The 23,133-nt window shown below is 56.5% G+C and carries 9 protein-coding genes; 8 read left to right on the forward strand and 1 reads right to left on the reverse strand.

All coding sequences use genetic code 11. The features are described from left to right. Positions 1-29 precede the first annotated feature (29 nt). The gene (locus tag ACFX4O_RS15750) at positions 30-743 is read right to left on the reverse strand and encodes a 4'-phosphopantetheinyl transferase (protein WP_380211620.1); all 714 of its coding nucleotides are present in this window, start codon (positions 741-743) and stop codon (positions 30-32) included. A gap of 810 nt (positions 744-1,553) precedes the next feature. Between ACFX4O_RS15750 and ACFX4O_RS15755 the strand changes: the two genes are divergently transcribed. From ACFX4O_RS15755 to ACFX4O_RS15790, 8 genes are all read left to right on the forward strand, one after another. Then, complete coding sequence (locus ACFX4O_RS15755; RefSeq protein WP_380221850.1) at positions 1,554-8,102, forward strand: amino acid adenylation domain-containing protein; 6,549 nt, start codon at positions 1,554-1,556, stop codon at positions 8,100-8,102. A 107-nt stretch (positions 8,103-8,209) separates the two neighbouring features. Then, complete coding sequence (locus tag ACFX4O_RS15760; RefSeq protein ID WP_380221855.1) at positions 8,210-16,222, forward strand: amino acid adenylation domain-containing protein; 8,013 nt, start codon at positions 8,210-8,212, stop codon at positions 16,220-16,222. A 161-nt stretch (positions 16,223-16,383) separates the two neighbouring features. Then, positions 16,384-17,016 carry a helix-turn-helix domain-containing protein gene (locus ACFX4O_RS15765; protein WP_380210830.1) on the forward strand — a complete coding sequence of 211 codons (633 nt, stop codon included), beginning with the start codon at positions 16,384-16,386 and terminating at the stop codon, positions 17,014-17,016. A gap of 275 nt (positions 17,017-17,291) precedes the next feature. Next, positions 17,292-17,789 (forward strand): type VI secretion system contractile sheath small subunit, encoded by a 498-nt coding sequence (gene tssB, locus ACFX4O_RS15770; RefSeq protein WP_380210832.1) that lies wholly within the window; start codon positions 17,292-17,294, stop codon positions 17,787-17,789. Between the two features lie 32 nt (positions 17,790-17,821). Next, positions 17,822-19,369: a type VI secretion system contractile sheath large subunit gene (tssC, locus tag ACFX4O_RS15775; RefSeq protein ID WP_380210834.1), complete on the forward strand. Its 1,548-nt coding sequence runs from the start codon at positions 17,822-17,824 to the stop codon at positions 19,367-19,369. A gap of 18 nt (positions 19,370-19,387) precedes the next feature. Then, positions 19,388-20,737: a type VI secretion system baseplate subunit TssK gene (tssK, locus tag ACFX4O_RS15780; RefSeq protein WP_380210836.1), complete on the forward strand. Its 1,350-nt coding sequence runs from the start codon at positions 19,388-19,390 to the stop codon at positions 20,735-20,737. After that, positions 20,734-21,459: a type VI secretion system protein TssL, short form gene (gene tssL / locus ACFX4O_RS15785; RefSeq protein ID WP_380210838.1), complete on the forward strand. Its 726-nt coding sequence runs from the start codon at positions 20,734-20,736 to the stop codon at positions 21,457-21,459. The genes tssK and tssL overlap by 4 nt, the downstream gene beginning before the upstream one ends. Then, positions 21,459-23,132: an OmpA family protein gene (locus ACFX4O_RS15790; RefSeq protein ID WP_380210840.1), complete on the forward strand. Its 1,674-nt coding sequence runs from the start codon at positions 21,459-21,461 to the stop codon at positions 23,130-23,132. The genes tssL and ACFX4O_RS15790 overlap by 1 nt, the downstream gene beginning before the upstream one ends. Position 23,133: the final 1 nt, after the last annotated feature.

The raw sequence follows: 23,133 nt of genomic DNA on the forward strand, positions 1-23,133 counted from the left end.
CTTTCCCAATTTGTTACCTGGCCAGTGTCTTACGCGATCAGCGTAATCACACGATTTTCCTCGATAAGATACTGGCCATTAAATTGGCATCCTTGTTTACGCTCAGGCGTCAGCGGCTGCGTTAGCTCAAGGATAATGCTATGTGCCGCCGTATCGATGCTACATATTCGCGCCGCTTCAAAACCGAAAAAACATTTCACCTCAGGATAGAGCGCTTTGAACAGACTCTCTTTGGCGGAAAAGGCTATTAGTAACGCCGTTTCATACGCTAAGCCGCAGGCGGCAAGTAATTGTCGTTCATCAACGCTGGTGAACATCTCCGCCGTCTCTCTCATGGTCTTTGCGTCGAACATTTCAATATCAATGCCAGGCGTTAACCCTGAATTACACGGTGCAATAATCGCAATAGCGTGACCACGGGTATGAGAAAGGCTGCCGCACCAGCCCGCAGGCCAGACGGGCTCCCGGCTGGAAGATGTATCAACGTGGCCATCACAGCCTGCGTTTTGTAATAATTGCCTGGCGGCATAGCGAACCGCAAGGTACTCCGCGCGTCGTTTTACTACCGCTTTATCAAGCATCGAAGGAAAGGGGATGGCATATTCGCTAAAAAGCGAATCCCGGTAAGAGGTTGCGTCGAATGCGACCTGGCAGTAGGCCATTGCAGGGAATTGCGTTATGAAACCCGTTTCCGACTGCATCACGAAAGCAGCGGTAGAATGGCTTAGTTGTGACGTAAACATATTTATCTATCATTAAGTTAATGAGTAAGTACATCGGTAAACGTATTGCCAGAAAACACAATCAGTGTACCGCAGGTGGTGTCGTCATCATGCATTTCTTTCTCAGCAAGAGCGCGGTGGTGGAGAATCGTCTTGTTTAAATCACACTGTTATCGCTCATCAACGCGAAGATTTTTTATGTTCTCATTTATTTATCCATTTCATGAATAATTGCGCAGAATAATAAAATAAACTCTCCTCGGAGTTTTTCACTGTAGCGGCAAACGTAAATATAAAAATGTTTTTTTGTCAAATTAAAAATAATAAAATCTTTATTATCAAGCGCATGGTGCTGCGTATATCACTGTTGTGTTGTTAAGGTTATATATTTTCTTGCCATAGAGACTCAAAAGGTATTTATTATTGTTAACTTGCAAGGGCTATTACTCGCTACGGATCGTTTAATCCGCAGTGAATAACCCTGTGAGTAAGTATATGGGACTGATTTATGGTGTTTTTTATATGATGTGAATCTTACGTAATGATTTCTCCCGGTATTATTACGTGCTTTTTAAACTGGATATATCCGGTGTGGAGAATGGACGGTTGCACTAATTGATTGGTTTATCGTTTAGACATGTTGAGTTTTACCTCATACGGTTCGCGACGTTGACGACAAGGCATCCTGGGGTTGCAGTGGATAATTGCTCGTTCATTTAAAGGATAAAAATATTCATCAGGAATATTATTTGATGGCGTTCTGCTTTCTGGAAATAAGCGTGCTGTCAATTAATTACGACGATTTGGTTCTCATTAATTAGGTTGGAATATATGGACATATCTCCCAATAATAGACTCTTAAACAGTGCATTAGTGACAAAAGAAAGTACAGCACTCCCGGCATCCTCGTTCCCATTGAGTGCAGATCAGCAAGCGATTTGGTTCGCGCAGACACTCAATCCTGAATTAACAAACTACAATATAGGGAGCGTTATAATCATTGATGGCAATATCGTTCCCGATATCATGGTTAAAGCGTTTGATTCTGTCATTAAGCGGCATGATGCATTTCGTTTGCGTATGGTTGCCGGTACGTCTCCAGCACAATATTTTGATTCCTCCTCGTTGCCATTAATGGAATTTAAAGATTTCACGGCAACGGATAACCCAATAAATGAAGCTGAACAATATGTGAAGTTAAACTTTACTCAGCCATTTAATTTGGCTGAAAGATTATGGCGCAGCTCGTTAATCTCTGCGGGCAATAACCGTTGGTATTGGCAACTGTGCTGCCATCATATTATTGCCGACGGAACGAGCCTAAGCCTTATTAATGCTGAGTTGAGCGAAAATTATAGCCGACTGATCCGCAAAGAGAGTTTATTTGAAGGCGCATCGTTATCCTATGCCGATTTTGTCGCCAATGATGCGGCTTATCTGAGTGCGCGGCAGTGCATAAAAGACCAGGCTTTCTGGCTTGAGCGATATACGGCATTGCCGCCGCAATTATTCCATCCTTTGGTGACAGCCCGGATGCCGGCAACATGTCTGCCTGAGCCTGTTACCTGGATGCTTGAGGAAACCCTTTTTCAGCGTATTGAACTGGCGGCTTCTTTATATGGGTTGTCTGTATTGCATTTTATGTATGCCCTTTTTGCCTGTTATTTTAAAAGAGTTAAAAACGTTGATGATATTGTCTTTGGTATCCCACTCCATAATCGAAGAAATGCACGGCAAAAAGCGGCGGTGGGAATGTATGCCTCTGTTATCCCGGTTCGTATTAAATTAACGGAAGAGGACACCTTTTCTGATGTAATGCAAAAAGCCGCCGATGAATTACATATTTGCTATAAACACCAGAGGCTACCTGTTGCAGAAATTCATCGGAAAATAAAAAGACAACAAAATACCAATAGAACGAATTTATTTGATATGTCGTTATCCTATGAACCTTACGATGTTAACGTTCATCTGGAAGGGGCGACAATTAATACCATTGAACCTCATCACCGGGCGCAATACCCTTTAGCGATAACCATTAATCAGTACGCTATCACCAGTAATAATAAACAGAACCAATCGGTATCCGTTGAATTTAATTTCTCCTTCGACTATTTCACCCCTGCAGATATTCAGGCTATGCAATCTCGCCTTGCTGTATTACTGGAAGGCGCGTTGCAGAATATTGATACGCCAGTGTCTCACTTACCTGTTTTATCGACACATGAACGCCAGCAATTGCTACAGCCTGTTCATGCTATAGAAAGTGAGGCTTCTGACCTATTAGTCCACGAAATGTTTGAAGCCCAAGTACATCGCTCGCCACAGGCTATCGCTGCCGTTTTCGAGGGGAGTTCATTAACCTATGACGCGCTGAACCGCCAGGCAAACACGCTGGCTCATCAGCTCATCAGAATGGGTGTACATCCAAATGACCGGGTAGCAATTTGTCTGGAACGTGGCCTCGACATGGTGATCGGCATACTCGGTATCCTCAAGGCTGGCGGAGCCTATGTTCCTTTGGATCCGGTCTATCCGAGCGAACGACTGAATTACATGCTGCAAGATTCCAACCCCACCGCACTGGTAACCCATTCTGCTCTTGTGCAGGCGCTGAATAGCGCTATTCCAACCGTGTTAATGGATGCGCCGTTTCCTGCCGGTGCTGACGAGGAGGATGAGCACAACCCTGTGCCATTATCTCTCGGCCTGGCGGCATATCATCTGGCCTACGTTATTTATACGTCCGGCTCCACTGGTCAGCCGAAAGGCGTGATGGTTGAACACCGGAATATCAACCGTCTTTTAACCGTCAGCCAGCCTATTTTTAGTTTTAGTAGCAAAGATACCTGGTCACTGTGCCACTCTTTCTCTTTTGATTTTTCCGTCTGGGAGTTATTCGGCGCATTGTGCTCAGGCGGCCGATTGATTGTTGTGTCAACCGCATGCGCCCGCTCACCACAAACGCTCTATACCCTGCTATGCCGTGAACAGGTTACGGTGCTCAATCAAACCCCCAGCGCATTCCGCCAGTTGATTGCTGCACAGGACTCAGCTCCCCACACCCTGCGTTGCGTTATCTTTGGCGGCGAAGCGCTTGAAATGCGTTCCCTGGTGCCGTGGATTAACAACGCATCAAACCGGAATACGCGCCTTATTAATATGTATGGCATCACGGAGATCACCGTGCATGCGACCTGGTATGAAATAGCGCTTTCAGATATCACTTCGCAGGGTGCCAGTTTGATTGGCGGCCCGCTCTCCGATCTACAGATTTACATTCTGGACAGTCACCGCCAGTTGGTGCCGTTTGGCGTGCCTGGTGAACTCTATGTCGCTGGCAATGGCGTGGCGCGTGGTTACCTTAACCGCCCGGAACTGACCGCAGAGCGTTTTCTGCCGGACCCCTTCACGCCGGGTCAGAGGATGTACCGGACCGGTGATCTCGGGCGCTGGCTGCCGGACGGCAACATTGAGTTCCTCGGGCGCAACGATTTTCAGGTCAAACTGCGCGGCTTCCGCATCGAGCCGGGAGAAATCGGCGCCTGCCTGACGCAATGCGACGGCGTGCGTGACGCGGTGGTGATGGCGCGGGAAGACACGCCGGGCGACAGACGGCTGGTTGCCTACCTGCTGGCAGCGCCCGGCCACACGCCGGAGCCTGCGCGGCTGCGTCAGCAACTGGCACAGTCGCTGGCGGAGTACATGCTGCCCGCCGCGTTCGTCACGCTGGAGAGCTTTCCGCTCACGCCGAACGGCAAGCTGGACAGGCAGGCGCTGCCCGCGCCGGATCGTGCCGCGCTGGTCACCCGCGGGGATGAGGCCCCGGCGGGTGAGGTGGAAAACGCGCTGGCTGCCATCTGGTGTGAGCTGCTGGGGCTGGCGCAGGTCGGGCGGCAGGACAATTTCTTCGAACTCGGCGGCCATTCGCTGATGGTGGTCAGCCTGCTGGAACGGCTGCGCGGCCAGGGGATGACGCTGGATATCCGCGGGGCGTTCTCCGCCCCGGTGCTGGCCGACATGGCCCTGAGCATCACCGTCCGGGACGCGGGCGCAGAAGCGCCGGTTCCGCCGTCGCGTATCCCGGCGCACTGTCAGGCCATCACGCCCGGGATGCTGCCGCTGGTCAGCCTGACACAGGCGGAGACTGATGCGGTGGTGGCGACGGTGGACGGCGGCGCGGCGAACGTGCAGGACATTTACCCGCTGTCACCGCTGCAGGAGGGCATTCTGTTCCACCATCTGCTGCAGGCGCAGGGGGATGCCTACCTGCTCAACAGCCTGCTGGCCTTTGACTCCCGCGTGCTGATGGAGACGTTCCTGGCGGCGCTGCAGCAGGTGATTGACCGCCACGACATCCTGCGCAGCGCAGTGTGCTGGCAGGGGGTGTCCCGCCCGGTGCAGGTGGTCTGGCGTCGGGCTGTCCTGCCGGTGACGGCGTTTGTGGCGCAGGACGGGCAGGATGTCGCCGCACAGCTGCGGGCGCAGGCCAGCCCGCACCGGCGGCGCATGGACGTCAGCCGCGCCCCGCTGTTCAGTGCACAGACGGTGTATGACCCGGCACAGCAGCAGTGGCTGCTGGCGCTTAACTTTCATCACCTGGTCTGCGACCACATCTCGATGGCGCTGGTCTGCGATGAAATCACGCAGATTCTGGAGGGGAACACCGCAGCGCTGCCGGCGGCGGTGCCCTACCGCAACTTTATTGCCCGCACGCTGCGGGTGCCGGAGACGGAGCATGAGGCGTGGTTCCGCGCCCGGCTGGCGGATATCAGCACCCCGACCGCACCGTATGACATTGCCGACACGCGGGAAAGCGGCGGGGCGTGCGGGGAAGCCCGGCAGACGCTGGATACCGCGCTGGCGGGGCACATCCGTGCGCAGGCACGGCGGCTGGGTGTCAGTCCCGGCGTGCTGTTCCACACCGCGCAGGCCCGTCTGCTGGCGCAGCTGTGCGGCCGGGATGACGTGGTGTTCGGCACCGTGCTGATGGGGCGTCTGCAGGCCGGTGACAGCGGCGAGTCCGGCCCCGGCATGTTCATCAACACGCTGCCGCTGCGGGTGTCGCTGGCCGGCCGGAGCGCGCAGGAGGCCGTGCTGTCCACGCGGGATGCGCTGGCGGCGCTGCTGGAGCATGAACAGGCACCGCTGGCGCTGGCGCTGCGGTGCAGCGGCGTGCCGCAGCCGCTGCCGCTGTTCAGCACGCTGCTGAACTACCGCCACAGCCCGGCGCGCAGCGGCCTTGTTCGCGAGGGTATCCGGCTGCTGGAAGCCGAAGAGCGGACCAACTACCCGATAGCCTTCTCGGTGGATGACACCGGGGAGGGGTTCATCCTGACGGCGCAGACGGTGGCGGGGATTGACCCGCAGCGCCAGCTCGGTTATCTGCTGACCACGCTGGCGTCGCTGGGCGCGGCGCTGGCGCATGAGCCGCAGCGCCCGGTGCTGAGCCTCCCCGTGCTGCCGGCGGCAGAGCGGCGTCAGGTGCTGGCGGAGTTTAACGCCACGCGGGTGGCCCTTCCGGCTGAGGGTCTGATACACCGCCTGTTTGAGGCGCAGGTGGTGCGCACCCCGGAGGCGGTGGCGGTGGTCTGCGAAGATATCACGCTCAGCTACGACGCGCTGAACCGCCGGGCCAACCGGCTGGCGCACCGGCTGATGGCGCAGGGCGTGCGCCCGGACGACCGGGTGGCGGTGTGCCTGGCGCGCAGCGCCGATGTGCTGGTGGCGATACTGGGCATTCTGAAAGCGGGCGGCGCGTATGTGCCGCTGGACCCGGCGTACCCGGCGGGACGGCTGAACTATATGCTGGCGGATGCGGCGCCGGTGGCGCTGGTGACGCAGCGGGGGCTGGCGCAGACGCTGAATGCCACGCAGCCGGTGGTGCTGACGGATGCGGAGCCGGAGGACGGTGCGGCAGAGCACAACCCGGATCCGCAGGGGCTGACGCCGGAACACCTGGCGTATGTGATTTACACCTCCGGCTCCACCGGGAAACCCAAAGGGGTGATGGTCGAACACCGCAATGTCAGCCAGTTTATCCTCAATAATCAGGCCGCAGATATCAGCGCGCAGGACTGTATTGCGCACTGCGCCAACATTGCGTTTGACGCCTCGGTCTGGGAAATCTGGTCTGCGCTGCTGAACGGTGCGCGGCTGTGCATTATCACACCGTCGACGCTGCAGGATCCGCGCCAGTTGCGCGACGTGCTGCTGCGGGAAAAGGTCAGCGTAATGTGGCTCACCGTTGGGCTGTTCAACGAATACCTCGAGGTGCTGAAACCGGTGTTCGGACAACTGCGCTATCTGCTGACCGGTGGGGATGTGCTTGATCCGGTGAAAATCAGCCGCCTGCAGCAGTCGGCACAGCAGCCGGAGCGGCTGATAAACGGCTATGGTCCGACCGAAACCACCACCTTTGTTACCACCTACACCATTGATTCAGCGGTGAACCGCAACCGGTCAATTCCCATCGGCAAGCCTATCGCCAACACGCAGGTTTATCTTCTCGATGAGCACGGACAGCCAGTACCGCTGGGGATCTGCGGTGAGATCCATATCGCCGGTGAAAGCGTGACACGTGGTTACCTCAACCGTCCGGAACTGACGGCAGAGCGTTTTCTGCCGGACCCTTTCACGCCCGGTCAGCGAATGTACAGAACCGGCGACCTGGGTCGCTGGCTGCCGGACGGCAACATTGAGTTCCTCGGGCGCAATGATTTCCAGGTCAAACTGCGCGGGTTCCGCATTGAGCTGGGTGAAATCGAGGCTTGCCTGGCGGCGTGCGACGGCGTGCATGACGCAGTGGTGATTGCGCGGGAAGACACGCCGGGCGACAAACGGCTGGTCGCCTACCTGCTGGCAGAGCCCGGCCACACACCGGAGCCTGCGTGGTTGCGTCAGCGGCTGGCGCAGTCGCTGGCGGAGTATATGCTGCCTGCCGCGTTCGTCACGCTGGAGAACTTTCCGCTCACCCTGAATGGCAAGCTGGACAGGCAGGCGCTGCCTGCGCCGGATCGCGCGGCGGCGGTCACCCGCGGGGATGACGCGCCCGTCGGCGAAGTGGAAAAGACGCTGGCTGCTATCTGGTGTGAATTGCTGGGGCTGTCGCAGGTCGGGCGGCATGACAACTTTTTTGAACTTGGCGGTCACTCGCTGATGGCGGTACAGCTGATCAGCCGGATTCAGGGCGAGTTTTTCATTGATGTATCCATTTCCACACTCTTTCTGTCACCCACCTTACTGGAGCAAGCGGACGCCATTTTTTCTGCACAAATAGACGCCATAGCAGGAGATGAAATAGCCGCAATACAACACGAACTTGACGAGATGTTACCGGAAGAGTTAGCGAAGATGATAAGTGAAGGACACAACGAATGACGAAAAATACAAGGAATGTAGACGCGCTAAAACGTGCCATGCTGGAACAAAAAATGAAAGCGCTGTTGCGGGCACGTAAAGAGGCTCAGCCTCTTCAGGCAAGCGCAATGCCACTGGCCGATCGGCAAGCACCATTACCGCTCTCCTTCGCCCAGCAGCGTTTATGGTTTTTAAGCCAGCTCGATTCTGCCGCCAGCCTGGCATATCACATCCCGGCAACCTTACATCTCAAAGGAGTGCTTAATCATCAGGCGCTTACGGATGCATTTAACCAGCTTATTGCCCGACAAGAGAGTTTGCGCACGCGTTTTATTCTGGTGGATGGCAAGCCCTGGCAGCATATTGATCCCCCAGATACGGGCTTTGTTTTAGCGCGCCACGACTTGCGTAATCTGAGTGAAACGGCACGTTCCCAACGTATTGCCGCGCTGCAAGAAGAGGATCGGAAAACCCCGTTTGATTTGAGCAATGATCGCCTTATTCGCGGGGCGTTGTTACAACTTGGTGATGAAGAACACATTCTGCTGCTCACGCAGCACCACATCATTTCTGATGGTTGGTCGATTGGCGTGTTAGTTCGTGAACTGAGCCATCTTTATCAGGCGGCCTGCGGCGAGCATGCTTATCCTCTGCACGTCTTGCCTGTTCAGTATGCTGACTACGCAAGCTGGCAGCAGCGCCATTTTCAGGAAGGGGGTCTGGTGACGCAACTCGATTTCTGGAAACAGTATCTACAAGGTGCACCAGCGTTACTGGCACTTCCCACGGATCGCCCGCGGCCAAACGTACAAAGCTTTACGGGGAATAAAATCCCACTGCGGCTTAGTGAACCTCTGGTGGCCTCGCTTAAAGCATTGAGCCAGCGTCATGGTGCCACGCTTTTCATGACGTTGCTCGCCGGGTGGTCGATTGTCCTTAGCAGGTTAAGTGGCCAGGATGATTTGGTGATTGGCAGCCCGGTTGCTAACCGTTCGCATCAACAGGTAGAGGGGCTTATTGGCTTTTTTGTTAACACGCTCGCTTTGCGCGTTAATCTCGCCGATTGTCCGACAATCAGCCACTTATTGGCTCATGTTCGCCAACAAACACTTGCGGCTTATGAACATCAAACACTGCCCTTTGATAAGGTTGTCGAAGCCATCCAGCCAACGCGCAGTTTGAGCCACAGCCCGCTCTTTCAGGTGATGTTAGCGCTCAATAATACGCCTGCGGAGCGGCTTGAGCTGGCAGGCTTGAGCCTTTCGTTTATGGAGCAACACCACCATTCCGCCCATTTCGATCTGACACTTTCGCTCGCTGAAACATCCGGTGCGCTTGTCGGCGATTTGGAATACGCCTCTGATCTGTTTGATCACGCAACGGTAGAACGTCTCGTTGGCTACTTTGTTAAGGTGCTGACGGAGATGGCTAACGATGAGAACCTATCTCCGCATGCGCTACCCATGCTCTCTTCAGCCGAGTATCAGCAACTGATCGTTGGTTTTAACACTACCCAGGCAGCTTTACCGCACGAGCATCTGCTGCACAGCCTGTTTGAAGCGCAGGTGCAGCGCACCCCGGATGCGATAGCGGTGGTCTGCGAAGATATTACGCTCAGCTATGATGCCCTGAACCGCCGGGCCAACCGGCTGGCGCACCGGCTGATGGCGCGGGGCGTGCGCCCGGATGATCGGGTGGCGGTGTGCCTGGCGCGCAGTGTCGATGCGATAGTGGCGATGCTGGGGATTCTGAAAGCGGGCGGCGCGTATGTGCCGCTGGATCCAACGTATCCAGTGGGAAGGCTGAACTATATGCTGGCGGATTCGGCGCCGGTGGCGCTTGTGACGCAGTGTGCGCTGGCGCAGGCGCTGGACACCCCACTGCCGGTGGTACTGACGGATGCGGCTTCGGAACAGGACAGTGCTGCGGAAAACAACCCGGATCCGCTGGCGCTGGGGCTGACGCCGGAACACCTGGCGTATGTGATTTACACCTCCGGCTCGACCGGGAAACCCAAAGGGGTGATGGCTGAGCACCGCAATGTCAGCCAGTTTATCCTCAATAATCAGGCGGCCGATATCAGCGCGCAGGACTCGCTTTCACACAGCGCCAATATTGCGTTTGACGCTTCGGTATGGGAGATCTGGTCTGCGCTGCTGAACGGTGCGCGGCTGTGCATTATCACGCCGTCGACGCTGCAGGATCCGCACCAGCTGCGCGATGTGCTGCTGCGGGAGAAGGTCAGCATATTGTGGATTACCGTCGGGCTGTTCAACGAATACCTCGAGGTGCTGAAACCGGTATTCGGGCAACTGCGCTATCTGCTGACTGGCGGAGATGTGCTTGATCCGGTGAAGATCAGCCGCCTGCAGCAGTCGGCACAGCAACCAGAGCGGTTGATAAGCTGTTACGGTCCGACCGAAGCCACCACGTTTATTACGACCTATGCCATCTCTGATGCTGTGAACCGCAATCGCTCAATTCCCATCGGCAAGCCTATTGCCAATACGCAGGTTTATCTTCTCGATGAGCACGGACAGCCGGTGCCGCTGGGGATCTGCGGTGAGATCCATATCGCCGGTGAAAGTGTGGCGCGTGGTTACCTGAACCGCCCGGCGCTGACGGCAGAGCGTTTTCTGCCGGACCCCTTCACGCCGGGTCAGCGGATGTACCGGACCGGTGATCTCGGGCGCTGGCTGCCGGACGGCAACATTGAGTTCCTCGGGCGCAATGATTTCCAGGTCAAACTGCGCGGCTTCCGCATCGAGCCGGGAGAAATCAGCTCCTGCCTGACAGCGTGCGACGGCGTACGTGACGCGGTGGTGATTGCGCGGGAAGACACGCCGGGCGACAGGCGGCTGGTTGCCTACCTGCTGGCAGCGCCCGGTCACACGCCGGAGCCTGCGCGGCTGCGTCAGCAACTGGCGCAGTCGCTGGCGGAGTACATGCTGCCCGCCGCGTTCGTTACGCTGGAATCCTTTCCGCTCACGCCGAACGGCAAGCTGGACAGGCAGGCGCTGCCCGCGCCGGATCGCACGGCGGCGGTCACCCGCGGGGATGAGGCCCCGGCGGGTGAGGTGGAAAACGCGCTGGCCGCCATCTGGTGTGAGCTGCTGGGGCTGTCGCAGGTCGGGCGGCACGATAACTTCTTCGAACTCGGCGGCCATTCGCTGATGGTGGTCAGCCTGCTGGAGCGGCTGCGCGGTCAGGGGATGACGCTGGATATCCGCGGGGCGTTCTCCGCTCCGGTGCTGGCCGACATGGCCCTGAGCATCACCGTCCGGGACGCGGGCGCGGAAGCGCCGGTTCCGCCGCCAGGTATCCCGGCGCACTGTCAGGCCATCACGCCCGGGATGCTGCCGCTGGTCAGCCTGACACAGGCGGAGACTGATGCGGTGGTGGCGACGGTGGACGGCGGCGCGGCGAACGTGCAGGACATTTACCCGCTGTCACCGCTGCAGGAGGGTATTCTGTTCCACCATCTGCTGCAGGCACAGGGGGATGCCTACCTGCTCAACAGCCTGCTGGCCTTTGACTCCCGCGTGCTGATGGAGACGTTCCTGGCGGCGCTGCAGCAGGTGATTGACCGCCACGACATCCTGCGCAGCGCGGTGTGCTGGCAGGGGGTGTCCCGCCCGGTGCAGGTGGTCTGGCGTCGGGCTGTCCTGCCGGTGACGGCATTTGTGGCGCAGGACGGGCAGGATGTCGCCGCACAGCTGCGGGCGCAGGCCAGCCCGCACCGGCGGCGCATGGACGTCAGCCGCGCCCCGCTGTTCAGCGCACAGACGGTGTATGACCCGGCACAGCAGCAGTGGCTGCTGGCGCTTAACTTTCATCACCTGGTCTGCGACCACATCTCGATGGCGCTGGTCTGCGATGAAATCACGCAGATTCTGGACGGGAACAGCGCCGCGCTGCCGGCGCCGGTGCCCTACCGCAACTTTATCGCCCGCACGCTGCGCGTGCCGGAGAGTGAGCACGAGGCGTGGTTCCGCGCCCGGCTGGCGGATATCAGCACCCCGACCGCACCGTATGACATTGCCGACACGCGGGAAAGCGGCGGGGCGTGCGGGGAAGCCCGGCAGACGCTGGATACCGCGCTGGCGGGGCACATCCGTGCGCAGGCGCGGCGGCTGGGCGTCAGTCCCGGCGTGCTGTTCCACACGGCGCAGGCCCGCCTGCTGGCGCAGCTGTGTGGCCGGGATGACGTGGTGTTCGGCACCGTGCTGATGGGGCGCCTGCAGGCCGGTGACAGCGGCGAGTCCGGCCCCGGCATGTTCATCAACACGCTGCCGCTGCGGGTGTCGCTGGCCGGCCGGAGCGCGCAGGAGGCCGTGCTGTCCACGCGGGATGCGCTGGCGGCGCTGCTGGAGCATGAACAGGCACCGCTGGCGCTGGCGCTGCGGTGCAGCGGCGTGCCGCAGCCGCTGCCGCTGTTCAGCACGCTGCTGAACTACCGCCACAGCCCGGCGCGCAGCGGCCTTGTCCGCGAGGGTATCCGGCTGCTGGAAGCCGAAGAGCGGACCAACTACCCGATAGCCTTCTCGGTGGATGACACCGGGGAGGGGTTCATCCTGACGGCGCAGACGGTGGCGGGGATTGACCCGCAGCGCCAGCTCGGTTATCTGCTGACCACGCTGGCGTCGCTGAGCGCGGCGCTGGCGCATGAGCCGCAGCGCCCGGTGCTGAGCCTCCCCGTGCTGCCGGCGGCAGAGCGGCGTCAGGTGCTGGCGGAGTTTAATGCCACGCGGGTGGCCCTTCCGGCTGAGGGACTGATACACCGTCTGTTTGAGGCGCAGGTGGTGCGCACCCCGGAGGCGGTGGCGGTGGTCTGCGAAGATATCACGCTCAGCTACGACGCGCTGAACCGCCGGGCCAACCGGCTGGCGCACCGGCTGATGGCGCAGGGCGTGCGCCCGGACGACCGGGTGGCGGTGTGCCTGGCGCGCAGCGCCGATGTGCTGGTGGCGATACTGGGCATTCTGAAAGCGGGCGGCGCGTATGTGCCGCTGGACCCGGCGTACCCGGCGGGACGGCTGAACTACATGCTGGCGGATGCGGCGCCGGTGGCGCTGGTGACGCAGCGGGGGCTGGCGCAGACGCTGAATGCCACGCAGCCGGTGGTGCTGACGGATGCGGAGCCGGAGGACGGTGCGGCAGAGCACAACCCGGAGCCGCAGGGGCTGACGCCGGAACACCTGGCGTATGTGATTTACACCTCGGGCTCCACCGGGAAACCCAAAGGGGTGATGGTCGAACACCGCAACGTAGTTAACATGCAAAGGGCCTTACAGGTGATGCTGGATATACAACATCCCTCACACGTGAGCATGAATGCCAGCATCGTGTTCGATGCATCCGTGCAGAGCTGGGTGCATTTGCTGTCGGGACATACGATGGTCATGGTGCCGGAAGAGGTGCGTAAAGAGAGCGGAGCGCTGTTATCTTTCTTACGTCGTCATAATGTTGATGTGATTGATTGCACACCCCTTCAGTTACAAGGAATGCTTGCCGCAGGTTTACAGAAAGCGTATGAGGGCTATCCCTGTACTGTCATTATCGGTGGCGATGCGATCCCTTCATCAGCATGGTCGACCATGCAAAACATTGAGCAGATCCGTTTTGTTAATGCCTATGGGCCGACGGAGTGTACCGTAGATGCCAGTATGTGCATGATTGATAAAACGCTGGCGACGCCAGGCATTGGCAAACCGATCGCCAACACGCAGATCTATCTGCTGGATAATCACGGTCAGCCGGTGCCTCAAGGGATCTGCGGCGAGCTTTATATCGCTGGAAACGGCGTGGCGCGCGGTTACCTGAACCACCCGGAGTTGACCGCAGAGCGTTTTCTGCCGGACCCTTTCACGCCCGGTCAGCGGATGTACAGAACCGGTGACCTGGGTCGCTGGTTGCCGGATGGCAACATTGAGTTTCTCGGGCGCAATGATTTTCAGGTCAAACTGCGCGGGTTCCGCATCGAGCTGGGGGAAATCGAGGCCTGCCTGACGGCGTGTGCTGGCGTGCGCGACGCGGTGGTGATTGCGCGGGAAGAGACGCCGGGCGACAAACGGCTGGTCGCCTACCTGCTGGCAGAGCCCGGTCACATGCCGGAGCCTGCGTGGTTGCGCCAGCAACTGGCGCAGTCGCTGGCCGAGCATATGCTGCCCGCCGCGTTCGTCACGCTGACGACCTTTCCACATACCCCGAACGGCAAGCTGGATCGCCAGGCGCTGCCCGCGCCGGATCGTGCCGCGTTGGTCACCCGCGGGGATGAGGCTCCGGCTGGTGAAATAGAAAACGCGCTTGCCGCTATCTGGTGTGAACTGCTGGGGCTGTCGCAGGTCGGGCGGCATGACAACTTTTTTGAGCTTGGCGGCCACTCCTTACTTGCCGTTCAACTGTTAAACCGCATGGTAAAAACGGGTCTGTCTATCTCGCTGGCAACACTCTTTGCTAATCCATCCCTGGCGCAGCTTGCTGGCGTCATTCAGGACAGGGAGAAATCACTCGCTTCACCTTTTGCCAATAATCCCGTTGTGCTGCGGGGAGAAGGTGCGCAACCGCCGCTTTTCCTGGTGCACGAGCCTTCCGGCGATCCGCTGGTCTATTCGCCTCTGGCTACAATGCTGCGAGTTGATCGACCTGTATATGCACTTTCAGCACTTGGTCTGCATGCAGCAGATAATCCGCCGACATCGCTGGAAGCGCTGGCTGCCTGTCATATTGAAGCCATTCGTCGCGTACAGCCGCATGGGCCTTACCATCTCGCGGGCTGGTCTTTGGGCGGTGTTATCAGTTATGAAATTGCGCTGCAGTTGCAACAAAGCGGCGAAGAGATCGCTTTTATCGGCATGATTGACAGCTATCATCCGGCTGCGCATCAGAAGCGTGATTTCCGCGCGAGCAGCGAGCGGGCAGTGCGTGACGAAATGATCTTAAATTTCTTATCCATGCATGTGCCGGAGAGCGAAAGATCGTTACTGGCACAGCTGCCATCCCCCATTGATATGCTAGCCGTGTTTGATCTTTGTACCGAACATAACTGGTTACCGAAGGATATTCGCTATGAGGATCTGTTGCTACGTCTGGAAACGGTGTTGTACATCAGGCCGCTGGGGCTTCGGTACCAGCCAGCTCCGGCAGAGCTAACCATTACGCTTTATACGGCCAACCCGGATGAAAGCGATGACATGTGGCGCGGCTGGCGCGGCACGGTAAGCAGCGATTCGTCGCGGCATGTCATAGGTGGAACGCACTTGTCGATTATGCAACCGCCGTTACTGGCGCAACTGGCGACGCAAATGACGGCAGACCTGCTTCCCCGATCGTCCTGTCACCCGGTGGTTGTTATGCAGGAGGGGACTGATCGCGAAACGCCGGTATTTTGCATCCCAGGTGCTGGCGCATCCGCATTCAGTTTTCTCGACCTGGTGGCGCTTTTGCCCGCAAATCTTCCTGTTTATGCGCTACAGGCTCGCGGGCTCACCAATGTAAATGCAATGCCGCACCTGACGGTTGAAGAGACAGCCCGTGATTACATCTGCGCAATGCGTGAACGGCAGCCTTCCGGGCCATATCACCTTATTGGGCACTCCTTTGGCGGCTGGATAGCCTTTGAAATTGCGCTGCAATTACAGGCGCAAGGGGAGACGGTTGCGGATCTTATTCTCATTGATAGCCGCTCACCTGGGGCTAAGCCGCTGATCAGTCACCTTGAGGCATTGATGAAATTAATCAGCATTTATAATTTGATGCTGAACCGGGAACTGCCCATTACGCAGGAAGCGTTATTGGAGATGGCACCACACCAGCGGCTTATCTGTTTGCATCAACTTTTGATTGAGGCGGGGATTTACACCCGCAACACGCCGCTTTCGTTGCTGACGGGTGTTTTCCATGTGATGTTCGCTAATCTGAACACGTCCTATATCCCCCGCACGCATTATCAGGGTGTGTTGCATATGATTAATGCCCAAGAGGCTAATGCCGCAGAGCGGGAACAGCGCGAAGCAGTTTGGCGTGAACATGCGACACACTGCTCCACCATGCTGAGCCCGGGAAATCATATGACCATGCTGAGCACGCCGCATGCAGGCGCGCTTGCTAGTCATATTACGACCGTGATGAGTAAGCCTTAGCCGAGCCCGTTTCTCATAACAAACCTAAACCACCTCTGATGAGGTGGTTTTTTATTTGTGCGTATAAAAGCAAAGATCAGCGCTGTCTCCTGCTTCCGGTTATATTTGCACGCTGGTAAAGTGATTCGCGGGTAAAGGCGAGGGAATAGAGGCAGGCGAAGATGAGCGGGCGCATTGACTATCAAATTGAAAAATATAGTTTCACTGCGGTTGATGAAACGCCGCGTCTGGCGCGCCAGTGGGCCGATGTCATGGAGGAGTGCCGCCAGACGCAGGCCGGGGCGCAGGAGCGTTTACGCATTGCATTGTTAAATGTGGATTACATTACCAGCCTGGAGCTGCCTTTTCGTTTGTTGCTGGTTCGTGCGCCGCAGCTTATCGACAGTCTGCGCGACGAGCTACAAATCAGCCGCAAACCCGCCGTTATCAGCGGCAGCCGCTGGGGGTGTACCTACAGTTTGAAAAGCGATTTAAGCGCTATCCCGGATGCCTTTAGCTACCGCTTTTCCAATCGCATTCGTCGCCTTGATCCCACTAACGTTACGGCTGCGCCGTACCAGCAAATCGCCAAAGAGGTTAAAGCCCCGCGCGAACGTCTTAAATTGGCACTGGATAGCGGCCTTCAGGTCACCGCGCTTGATGCGTTGTTTTGGTTCGGCATTCAGCGGCTGGCGGCAGATGTGGCGAGGATCAGAAAGAAAGGGATGAGAATCAGCACTGCAGAAACGGATGTATTCGATAGCCTGACGGGTACAACGCGGCGGGTACCGTATTATCAACTTGGACGGCGTTAAAGAAACTTTAGCGATAAATTTGAATACATTCTGGAATGCTTTCTGAAAATATTGTGCGGCCTTATTACCGGCAACAATATTATCTGGAAAGTGTTATGCGCTAATTAACTTATCAATTAATAACCTCGCGTATTAATGATTAATTAAAATCCTTTATTTATTCCTAATCTTTAGTATTTGATGTAAAAAATGAAACGTTTTGGTTTATTGTTTCCGTGTTATGCGCAGGGACAGTTACGCGCAAATATCACAAAGTAATAAATAGAGAGGGAACGATGAGCGATAGCTTCCAGCGGGAGATACCGAAAGCGCGTATCAACCTGAAACTCGACCTGCATACGGGCGGAGCACAGAAAAAAACAGAATTACCTTTGAAACTACTGGTTACGGGTGATTTTAGTAACGGGCAGGAAACTGCATCTTTAAGTGAACGCGTTAAAGTCAATATTAATAAGAATAACTTTAATAGTGTTCTTTCTGATTATTCCCCAAAAATTAACCTTGTGGTCGAAAATACACTGGCGGGTAATGGTAGCGAAGAGAATATCAGCTTGATGTTCCGCGATATGAAAGATTTCACGCCGGAAGAGGTCGCCCGCCAAATTCCACAGCTCAAAGCTATGCTGGCAATGCGCAATCTACTTCGCGATCTGAAGGCGAACTTACTCGATAATCAGACTTTCCGAAAGGAATTAGAAAAAATTCTTCTTAATCCCTCTCTCAGCGCAGAACTGCGTGATGAGCTCTCTTCCCTTGCGCCCAAACAGCCATGAATGCTGGCGAAGTTTTAACAGATGAATAAGGAATGTTGATGTCTGTACAAAATGAAAGTGTCGCCACAGGCGAAAGCGTGGTTTTACAAGGCACGCAAGCGGGAGGTGTCTATGCCTCTTTATTTGAAAAGATCAATCTGAACCCGGTATCAACGCTAAGCGCGCTGGATATCTGGCAGGATGCGCAGGCGATGTCGGATGCAACTGCCGATGAGCGCCTGACCGCAGGGATGCAGGTATTCCTGGAATGCCTGAAAAAATCTGGTTCGAAAGTCGAAAAACTTGACCGGAATTTAATTGACCGCCATATCGCAGAGCTGGATGACCAGATTAGCCGTCAACTGGATGCGGTGATGCACCATGAGGCGTTTCAGGCAGTAGAAAGTTTGTGGTGTGGTCTGAAATCACTGGTGGATAAAACTGATTTTCGCCAGAACGTCAAAGTCGAACTGCTCGATCTTTCCAAAGACGATTTGCGTCAGGACTTTGAAGATAGCCCCGAAATTATCCAGAGTGGTTTATACAAACATACTTACATCGATGAATATGATACGCCGGGTGGCGAGCCCATCGCAGCACTCATTTCCGCTTACGAGTTTGATGCGTCTGCGCAGGATGTCGCTTTGCTACGCAATATTTCGAAAGTATCTGCCGCAGCCCACATGCCGTTTATCGGTTCGGCAGGCCCGAAATTCTTCCTTAAGGATGCGATGGAGGACGTGGCAGCGATTAAAGATATTGGCAACTACTTTGACCGTGCTGAGTACATCAAGTGGAAATCCTTTCGCGAGACGGACGACTCCCGCTATATCGGTCTGGTGATGCCACGCGTACTTGGCCGCCTGCCATATGGACCAGACACCGTACCGGTACGAAGCTTTAACTATGTGGAAGAAGTGAAAGGGCCGGATCACGATAAATACCTGTGGACCAACGCCTCGTTCGCCTTTGCAGCCAACATGGTACGCAGTTTTATCAATAACGGTTGGTGCGTACAAATTCGCGGCCCGCAGGCGGGCGGTGCGGTTCAGGATCTGCCTATTCACCTTTATGATCTCGGTACGGGCAACCAGGTAAAAATCCCCTCTGAAGTGATGATCCCGGAAACCCGTGAATTTGAGTTCGCAAATCTCGGTTTTATTCCGCTGTCGTACTACAAAAATCGCGATTATGCCTGTTTCTTCTCCGCGAACTCCACGCAGAAACCCGCGCTGTACGATACCGCTGACGCAACCGCCAATAGCCGTATCAATGCGCGCCTACCATATATCTTCCTACTCTCGCGTATAGCGCATTACCTGAAGCTTATTCAGCGCGAAAACATCGGCACCACCAAAGATCGCCGATTATTGGAACTGGAGCTGAATACTTGGGTGCGTAGCCTGGTAACCGAAATGACCGATCCGGGTGATGAGTTGCAGGCATCACACCCGCTGCGCGATGCCAAAGTTGTGGTGGAGGACATTGAAGACAACCCGGGGTTCTTCCGCGTCAAACTCTATGCCATTCCTCATTTCCAGGTAGAAGGTATGGACGTCAACCTGTCACTGGTATCCCAGATGCCGAAAGCCAAGTCATAAGGCGAGGGAATACCTGGGATGAAGATTTATCGCCCGTTATGGAATGAAGGGGCCTTGCTGGCCCCTCAGCAGTTTCAGCAGCAGTCCGAGTGGGAATCTTTTGTACGTGCCGGACTGTCCCAGCTTTACAACCCCTTTCCGTGGGGTGTTGAACGTGTAGAGCTCAATGACGCACTTCTCGCGTCTGGTCGGGTGCAGGTGCAGACCCTGCGTTTGTGGCTTCCGGATGGCACGTTGATTGATACACAACACAGCGACTTACCGCCTGAGCCGAGGGAAGTCGTGCTGGCGGATTCCGGGCGGGCGGGCAGTATGACGGTGCTGATTGCGCTGCCGGTGATGCAACCCGGCATTGTTAATGTCCAGATGGAAGCCGTGCCAGCCGAACGCCCACTGCGCTATCGCGAAGAGTGGGTGACAGTTCAGGATGTGTTCGGTCAGGAGGAAGAGCCGATGGCAGTGGCCCGTTTCAACCTTGCGTTCCGTTTTGATCACGAAAGTAACGATGCCTGGCAGACCTGTGCAGTAGCTCGTCTGTTGCCTGACGGGCAAGGGGGCTGGCGTCAGGATCCGGACTTTGTGCCGCCGATGACAATATTCTCTGCAAGCAACCTGTTATGCGAACGTCTGGTGCTGCTAAACCGCCAGTTGCGTTCCCGACGCCAGCGTCTGATGGCGATGCGTCGCGAAAGCAATGATCGCATGGCGGACTTTGCGGTTGCCGATGTCTCGTTGTTCTGGTTGCTGAATGCGCTGAATACGCATGCCCGTGTGCTGACTGAGTTCGAACGCTTCCCGGCCCGTCATCCTGAACAGGTATGGGTAGAGCTGGCGCGACTTGCTGGCAGCCTGCTGACGTTTTCACTGGATCGCGATCTGGATGCGATCCCGGGCTATGACCATCGCACCCCGGAAAACACTTTTCCGCCGCTATTTGAACTTATTAGTGAGCTGCTGGAAGCCAGCCTGCCGTCGCGTGTTATTGCCGTGAATATGACCCGCCTGGACGAGCAGACCTGGAAAGCGGTATTGCACGATATTCGGCTGCGCGAAGAAGCCGATTTTTACCTGTCTGTCCGTTCAAACCTGCCTGCCTGGCAGGTGGCCGAGAAATTTACCGAAATGGCTATGGCCGGTACCCCGGATGACGTGGGCCAAATTACCAGCGTGGCAATGGAAGGTATTGGTCTTATCCCTCTCACCCATGTTCCTGCGGCACTGCCGGTGCGCCTGGAAAATCAGTACTTCGTGCTGGATATGGAGAGCCGTGCGGCGCATGAGATGCTGGAACAAGGGGTGTGTCTGTTCTACGTACCGTCATTGCTGGGCGAGCTTGAACTTGAACTGTTTGCGGTACTGCGCTCATGAGAAAGGATATTGATATCGACGGCCTGATGGCGGACACCTGGCTCACCGTGGCTCAGCTGCGACACGGCGCCAGATCTCCCGATGGCAAGGCGCTCTATACAAACTGTTGTGCACAGGTGGAAAGCGTACGCGAAGCGCTGGAGCGAGCTGGTTACGATAGCGAGAGCATCGCGCATATTTCCTATGCACAGTGTGCCCTACTGGATGAAGCGGTGATGAACCGTAAGCCCGTGTCTGATGGTGCAGAAGCGGATTTACCGGACTCTGAATCTGCAACGGAGGCACAGCAGAAGGCCGACATGGACGAAGGCATCAAAGCCTGGCGCGCCGCGCCGTTGCAGGCCCGTTACTTTAGTTCGTTGCGTGCGGGGGGAGCCTTATATGACCGCATTGCGCAAGTGCTACGCCAGCCGTCACCGGTTCCTGCGGTACTGACCTGCTACCAGCGTGTTCTTGCGCTGGGGTTCCAGGGACAGTTCGCGCTCTCCGGTGCCGAACAGACGCAGCGAGAAGAGGTGATTGCGGCTCTTAATGAGTGCGTACCACCGCTGGAGGCTAGCGTTGACCTGGTCGTACAGAAAATCGATAAGCGCCGCTACAAAATCCTGCGCTCCGTAGGATTCTGGATAATCCTGGCGGCACTTCTCACGGCACTGGTCTGGGCTGGCAGTCACCTGTGGCTGAAGGACCTTCTGCACCAGCAATTACCGGAGCTGCGCTGATGCGAAAATCTGCACTGTCACGGGCTGCGTTTCCGGTGCTGATTTGTCTGGCTGCCACGCTCTGGGTGATTTGGGGTTTTCTGAATGTCTCCGTACTGACCAACAGTGTGCTGACGCTGACAGGGCTCATTGTGGCGCTGTTGCTGATGTGTTGCCGCTATCGCCGCCAGCAGCCTGCCGGGCAGTATGTTGATGAGAGTGTTTCTCCGCCAGCAGGCTTCACTGGTCCGGTTCTGTTGGTATGCGGCGATATTGACGATCAACTGTTTGTGGATGGTACATGCCGAACCACGGCACAGGGCTGCTATCTCAAAGTGGGTTCAACGGATCAGTTAAGCAAATTTGCTGAGTGTTTACTCGCGCGTGAACCGCGTATGGCCGGGCAACTGGTGGTGATGTTCCGCTGCCTGCCCGATTTGCACGAGGATGAAGGGCGACTGCGTGTTTCTCTGAAGGTACTGCGTCAACAGGTGAAACAGCTGAAAAATCTTTCCGGCTATCTGCCCCCTGTCGTGCTGGCTGGCGAGTTTTCCGGGCCGGAAACGCCGTGGATTGTGATTCGGGGTCAAACGCCGTTGGTCTGCCCAACTGATGAACCTGTGCAGACACTGGAGGCGTGGCGAACTCTGCCTGACAACGTGACCCGTATGCCATATCTGTCTCATGCGATTAGCTTGCTGCAACAGGTGGTGATGGATGAACTGATGAAAGCGGACAGGCTGTCTCCGGCGGTCACGCCGTTTGCAGTGGTTGTGCGCAGTGGGGCTCTGCGTACTGAGGCCGAAGCTATCTGGCCGCAGTGGTTGTTTCGCCATTCGAAATTGTTACCCCCGGCATCCAATTCAACGTATTCAGCGCTGTGGCATTTTCCCGATCCGCTTCTGCCGCTGCTTGCACCTTATACCATGCCTCTTCAGGGCGGGAGAACCGGGTGTTGTGTGGTGATGTTCCTGCTGTTTTGCATCGTCAGTGCGCTTGGCCTGTCCGTTCTGCATAACCAGTCCCTTATTGGGCGGATTGCTGCCGATCTGCAGCGCTGGTACGCCATTCCGATGACGCACTACGCACCGAAAGCGCAATCACTACAGGCCCTGCAACAGGATGCCTTGCTGCTGGAACGCTGGCAGCGCCAGGGCGAGCCGCAGCGTTACGGTCTGGGACTCTATCCCGGCGAGCGTTTGTGGCTGAGCGTTCAGCAGGCCATTGATACCTGGGTTCCGCCACCGCCGCCACAACTAAAAGCGGTGCCGAAGATTATCCGCCTCGACAGCATGTCGCTTTTCGACTCGGGTAAGTCTGACCTCAAGTCTTGTTCTACCAAACTGCTGGTCAACTCCCTGGTAGGCATTAAGGCCAAACCGGGCTGGCTGATTGTGGTGGCGGGGCATACCGATAACACCGGCAATCCAGGGCTTAACCAGATGCTCTCGATGAAACGCGCCGAAGCGGTACGTGACTGGATGCGTGACACCGGTGACGTACCAGAAAGCTGTTTTGCGGTGCAGGGCTACGGTCAACGTCGCCCCATTGCAACCAATGACACCCCGGAAGGCCGCGCGCTCAACCGCCGTGTCGAAATCAGTCTGGTACCGCAGGTTGATGCCTGCCAATTACCGGGCAAACCCTCAGCGTCATCACAGGATGATGGCGCATCACAACACAATGGAGAGTAAT

It is taken from the genome of Kosakonia sp. YIM B13571 (genome assembly GCF_042788095.1).
Lineage (GTDB): Bacteria > Pseudomonadota > Gammaproteobacteria > Enterobacterales > Enterobacteriaceae > Kosakonia > Kosakonia quasisacchari.

Bases quoted from the DNA above. Each gene is read 5' to 3' on its own strand.
- ACFX4O_RS15760 (WP_380221855.1), top strand. From the start codon at position 8,210: ATGCCACTGGCCGATCGGCAAGCACCATTACCGCTCTCCTTCGCCCAG.
- ACFX4O_RS15750 (WP_380211620.1), bottom strand. From the start codon at position 743: ATGTTTACGTCACAACTAAGCCATTCTACCGCTGCTTTCGTGATGCAG.
- tssL (WP_380210838.1), top strand. From the start codon at position 20,734: ATGAGAAAGGATATTGATATCGACGGCCTGATGGCGGACACCTGGCTC.
- tssK (WP_380210836.1), top strand. From the start codon at position 19,388: ATGAAGATTTATCGCCCGTTATGGAATGAAGGGGCCTTGCTGGCCCCT.
- tssB (WP_380210832.1), top strand. From the start codon at position 17,292: ATGAGCGATAGCTTCCAGCGGGAGATACCGAAAGCGCGTATCAACCTG.
- tssC (WP_380210834.1), top strand. From the start codon at position 17,822: ATGTTGATGTCTGTACAAAATGAAAGTGTCGCCACAGGCGAAAGCGTG.
- ACFX4O_RS15765 (WP_380210830.1), top strand. From the start codon at position 16,384: ATGAGCGGGCGCATTGACTATCAAATTGAAAAATATAGTTTCACTGCG.
- ACFX4O_RS15755 (WP_380221850.1), top strand. From the start codon at position 1,554: ATGGACATATCTCCCAATAATAGACTCTTAAACAGTGCATTAGTGACA.
- ACFX4O_RS15790 (WP_380210840.1), top strand. From the start codon at position 21,459: ATGCGAAAATCTGCACTGTCACGGGCTGCGTTTCCGGTGCTGATTTGT.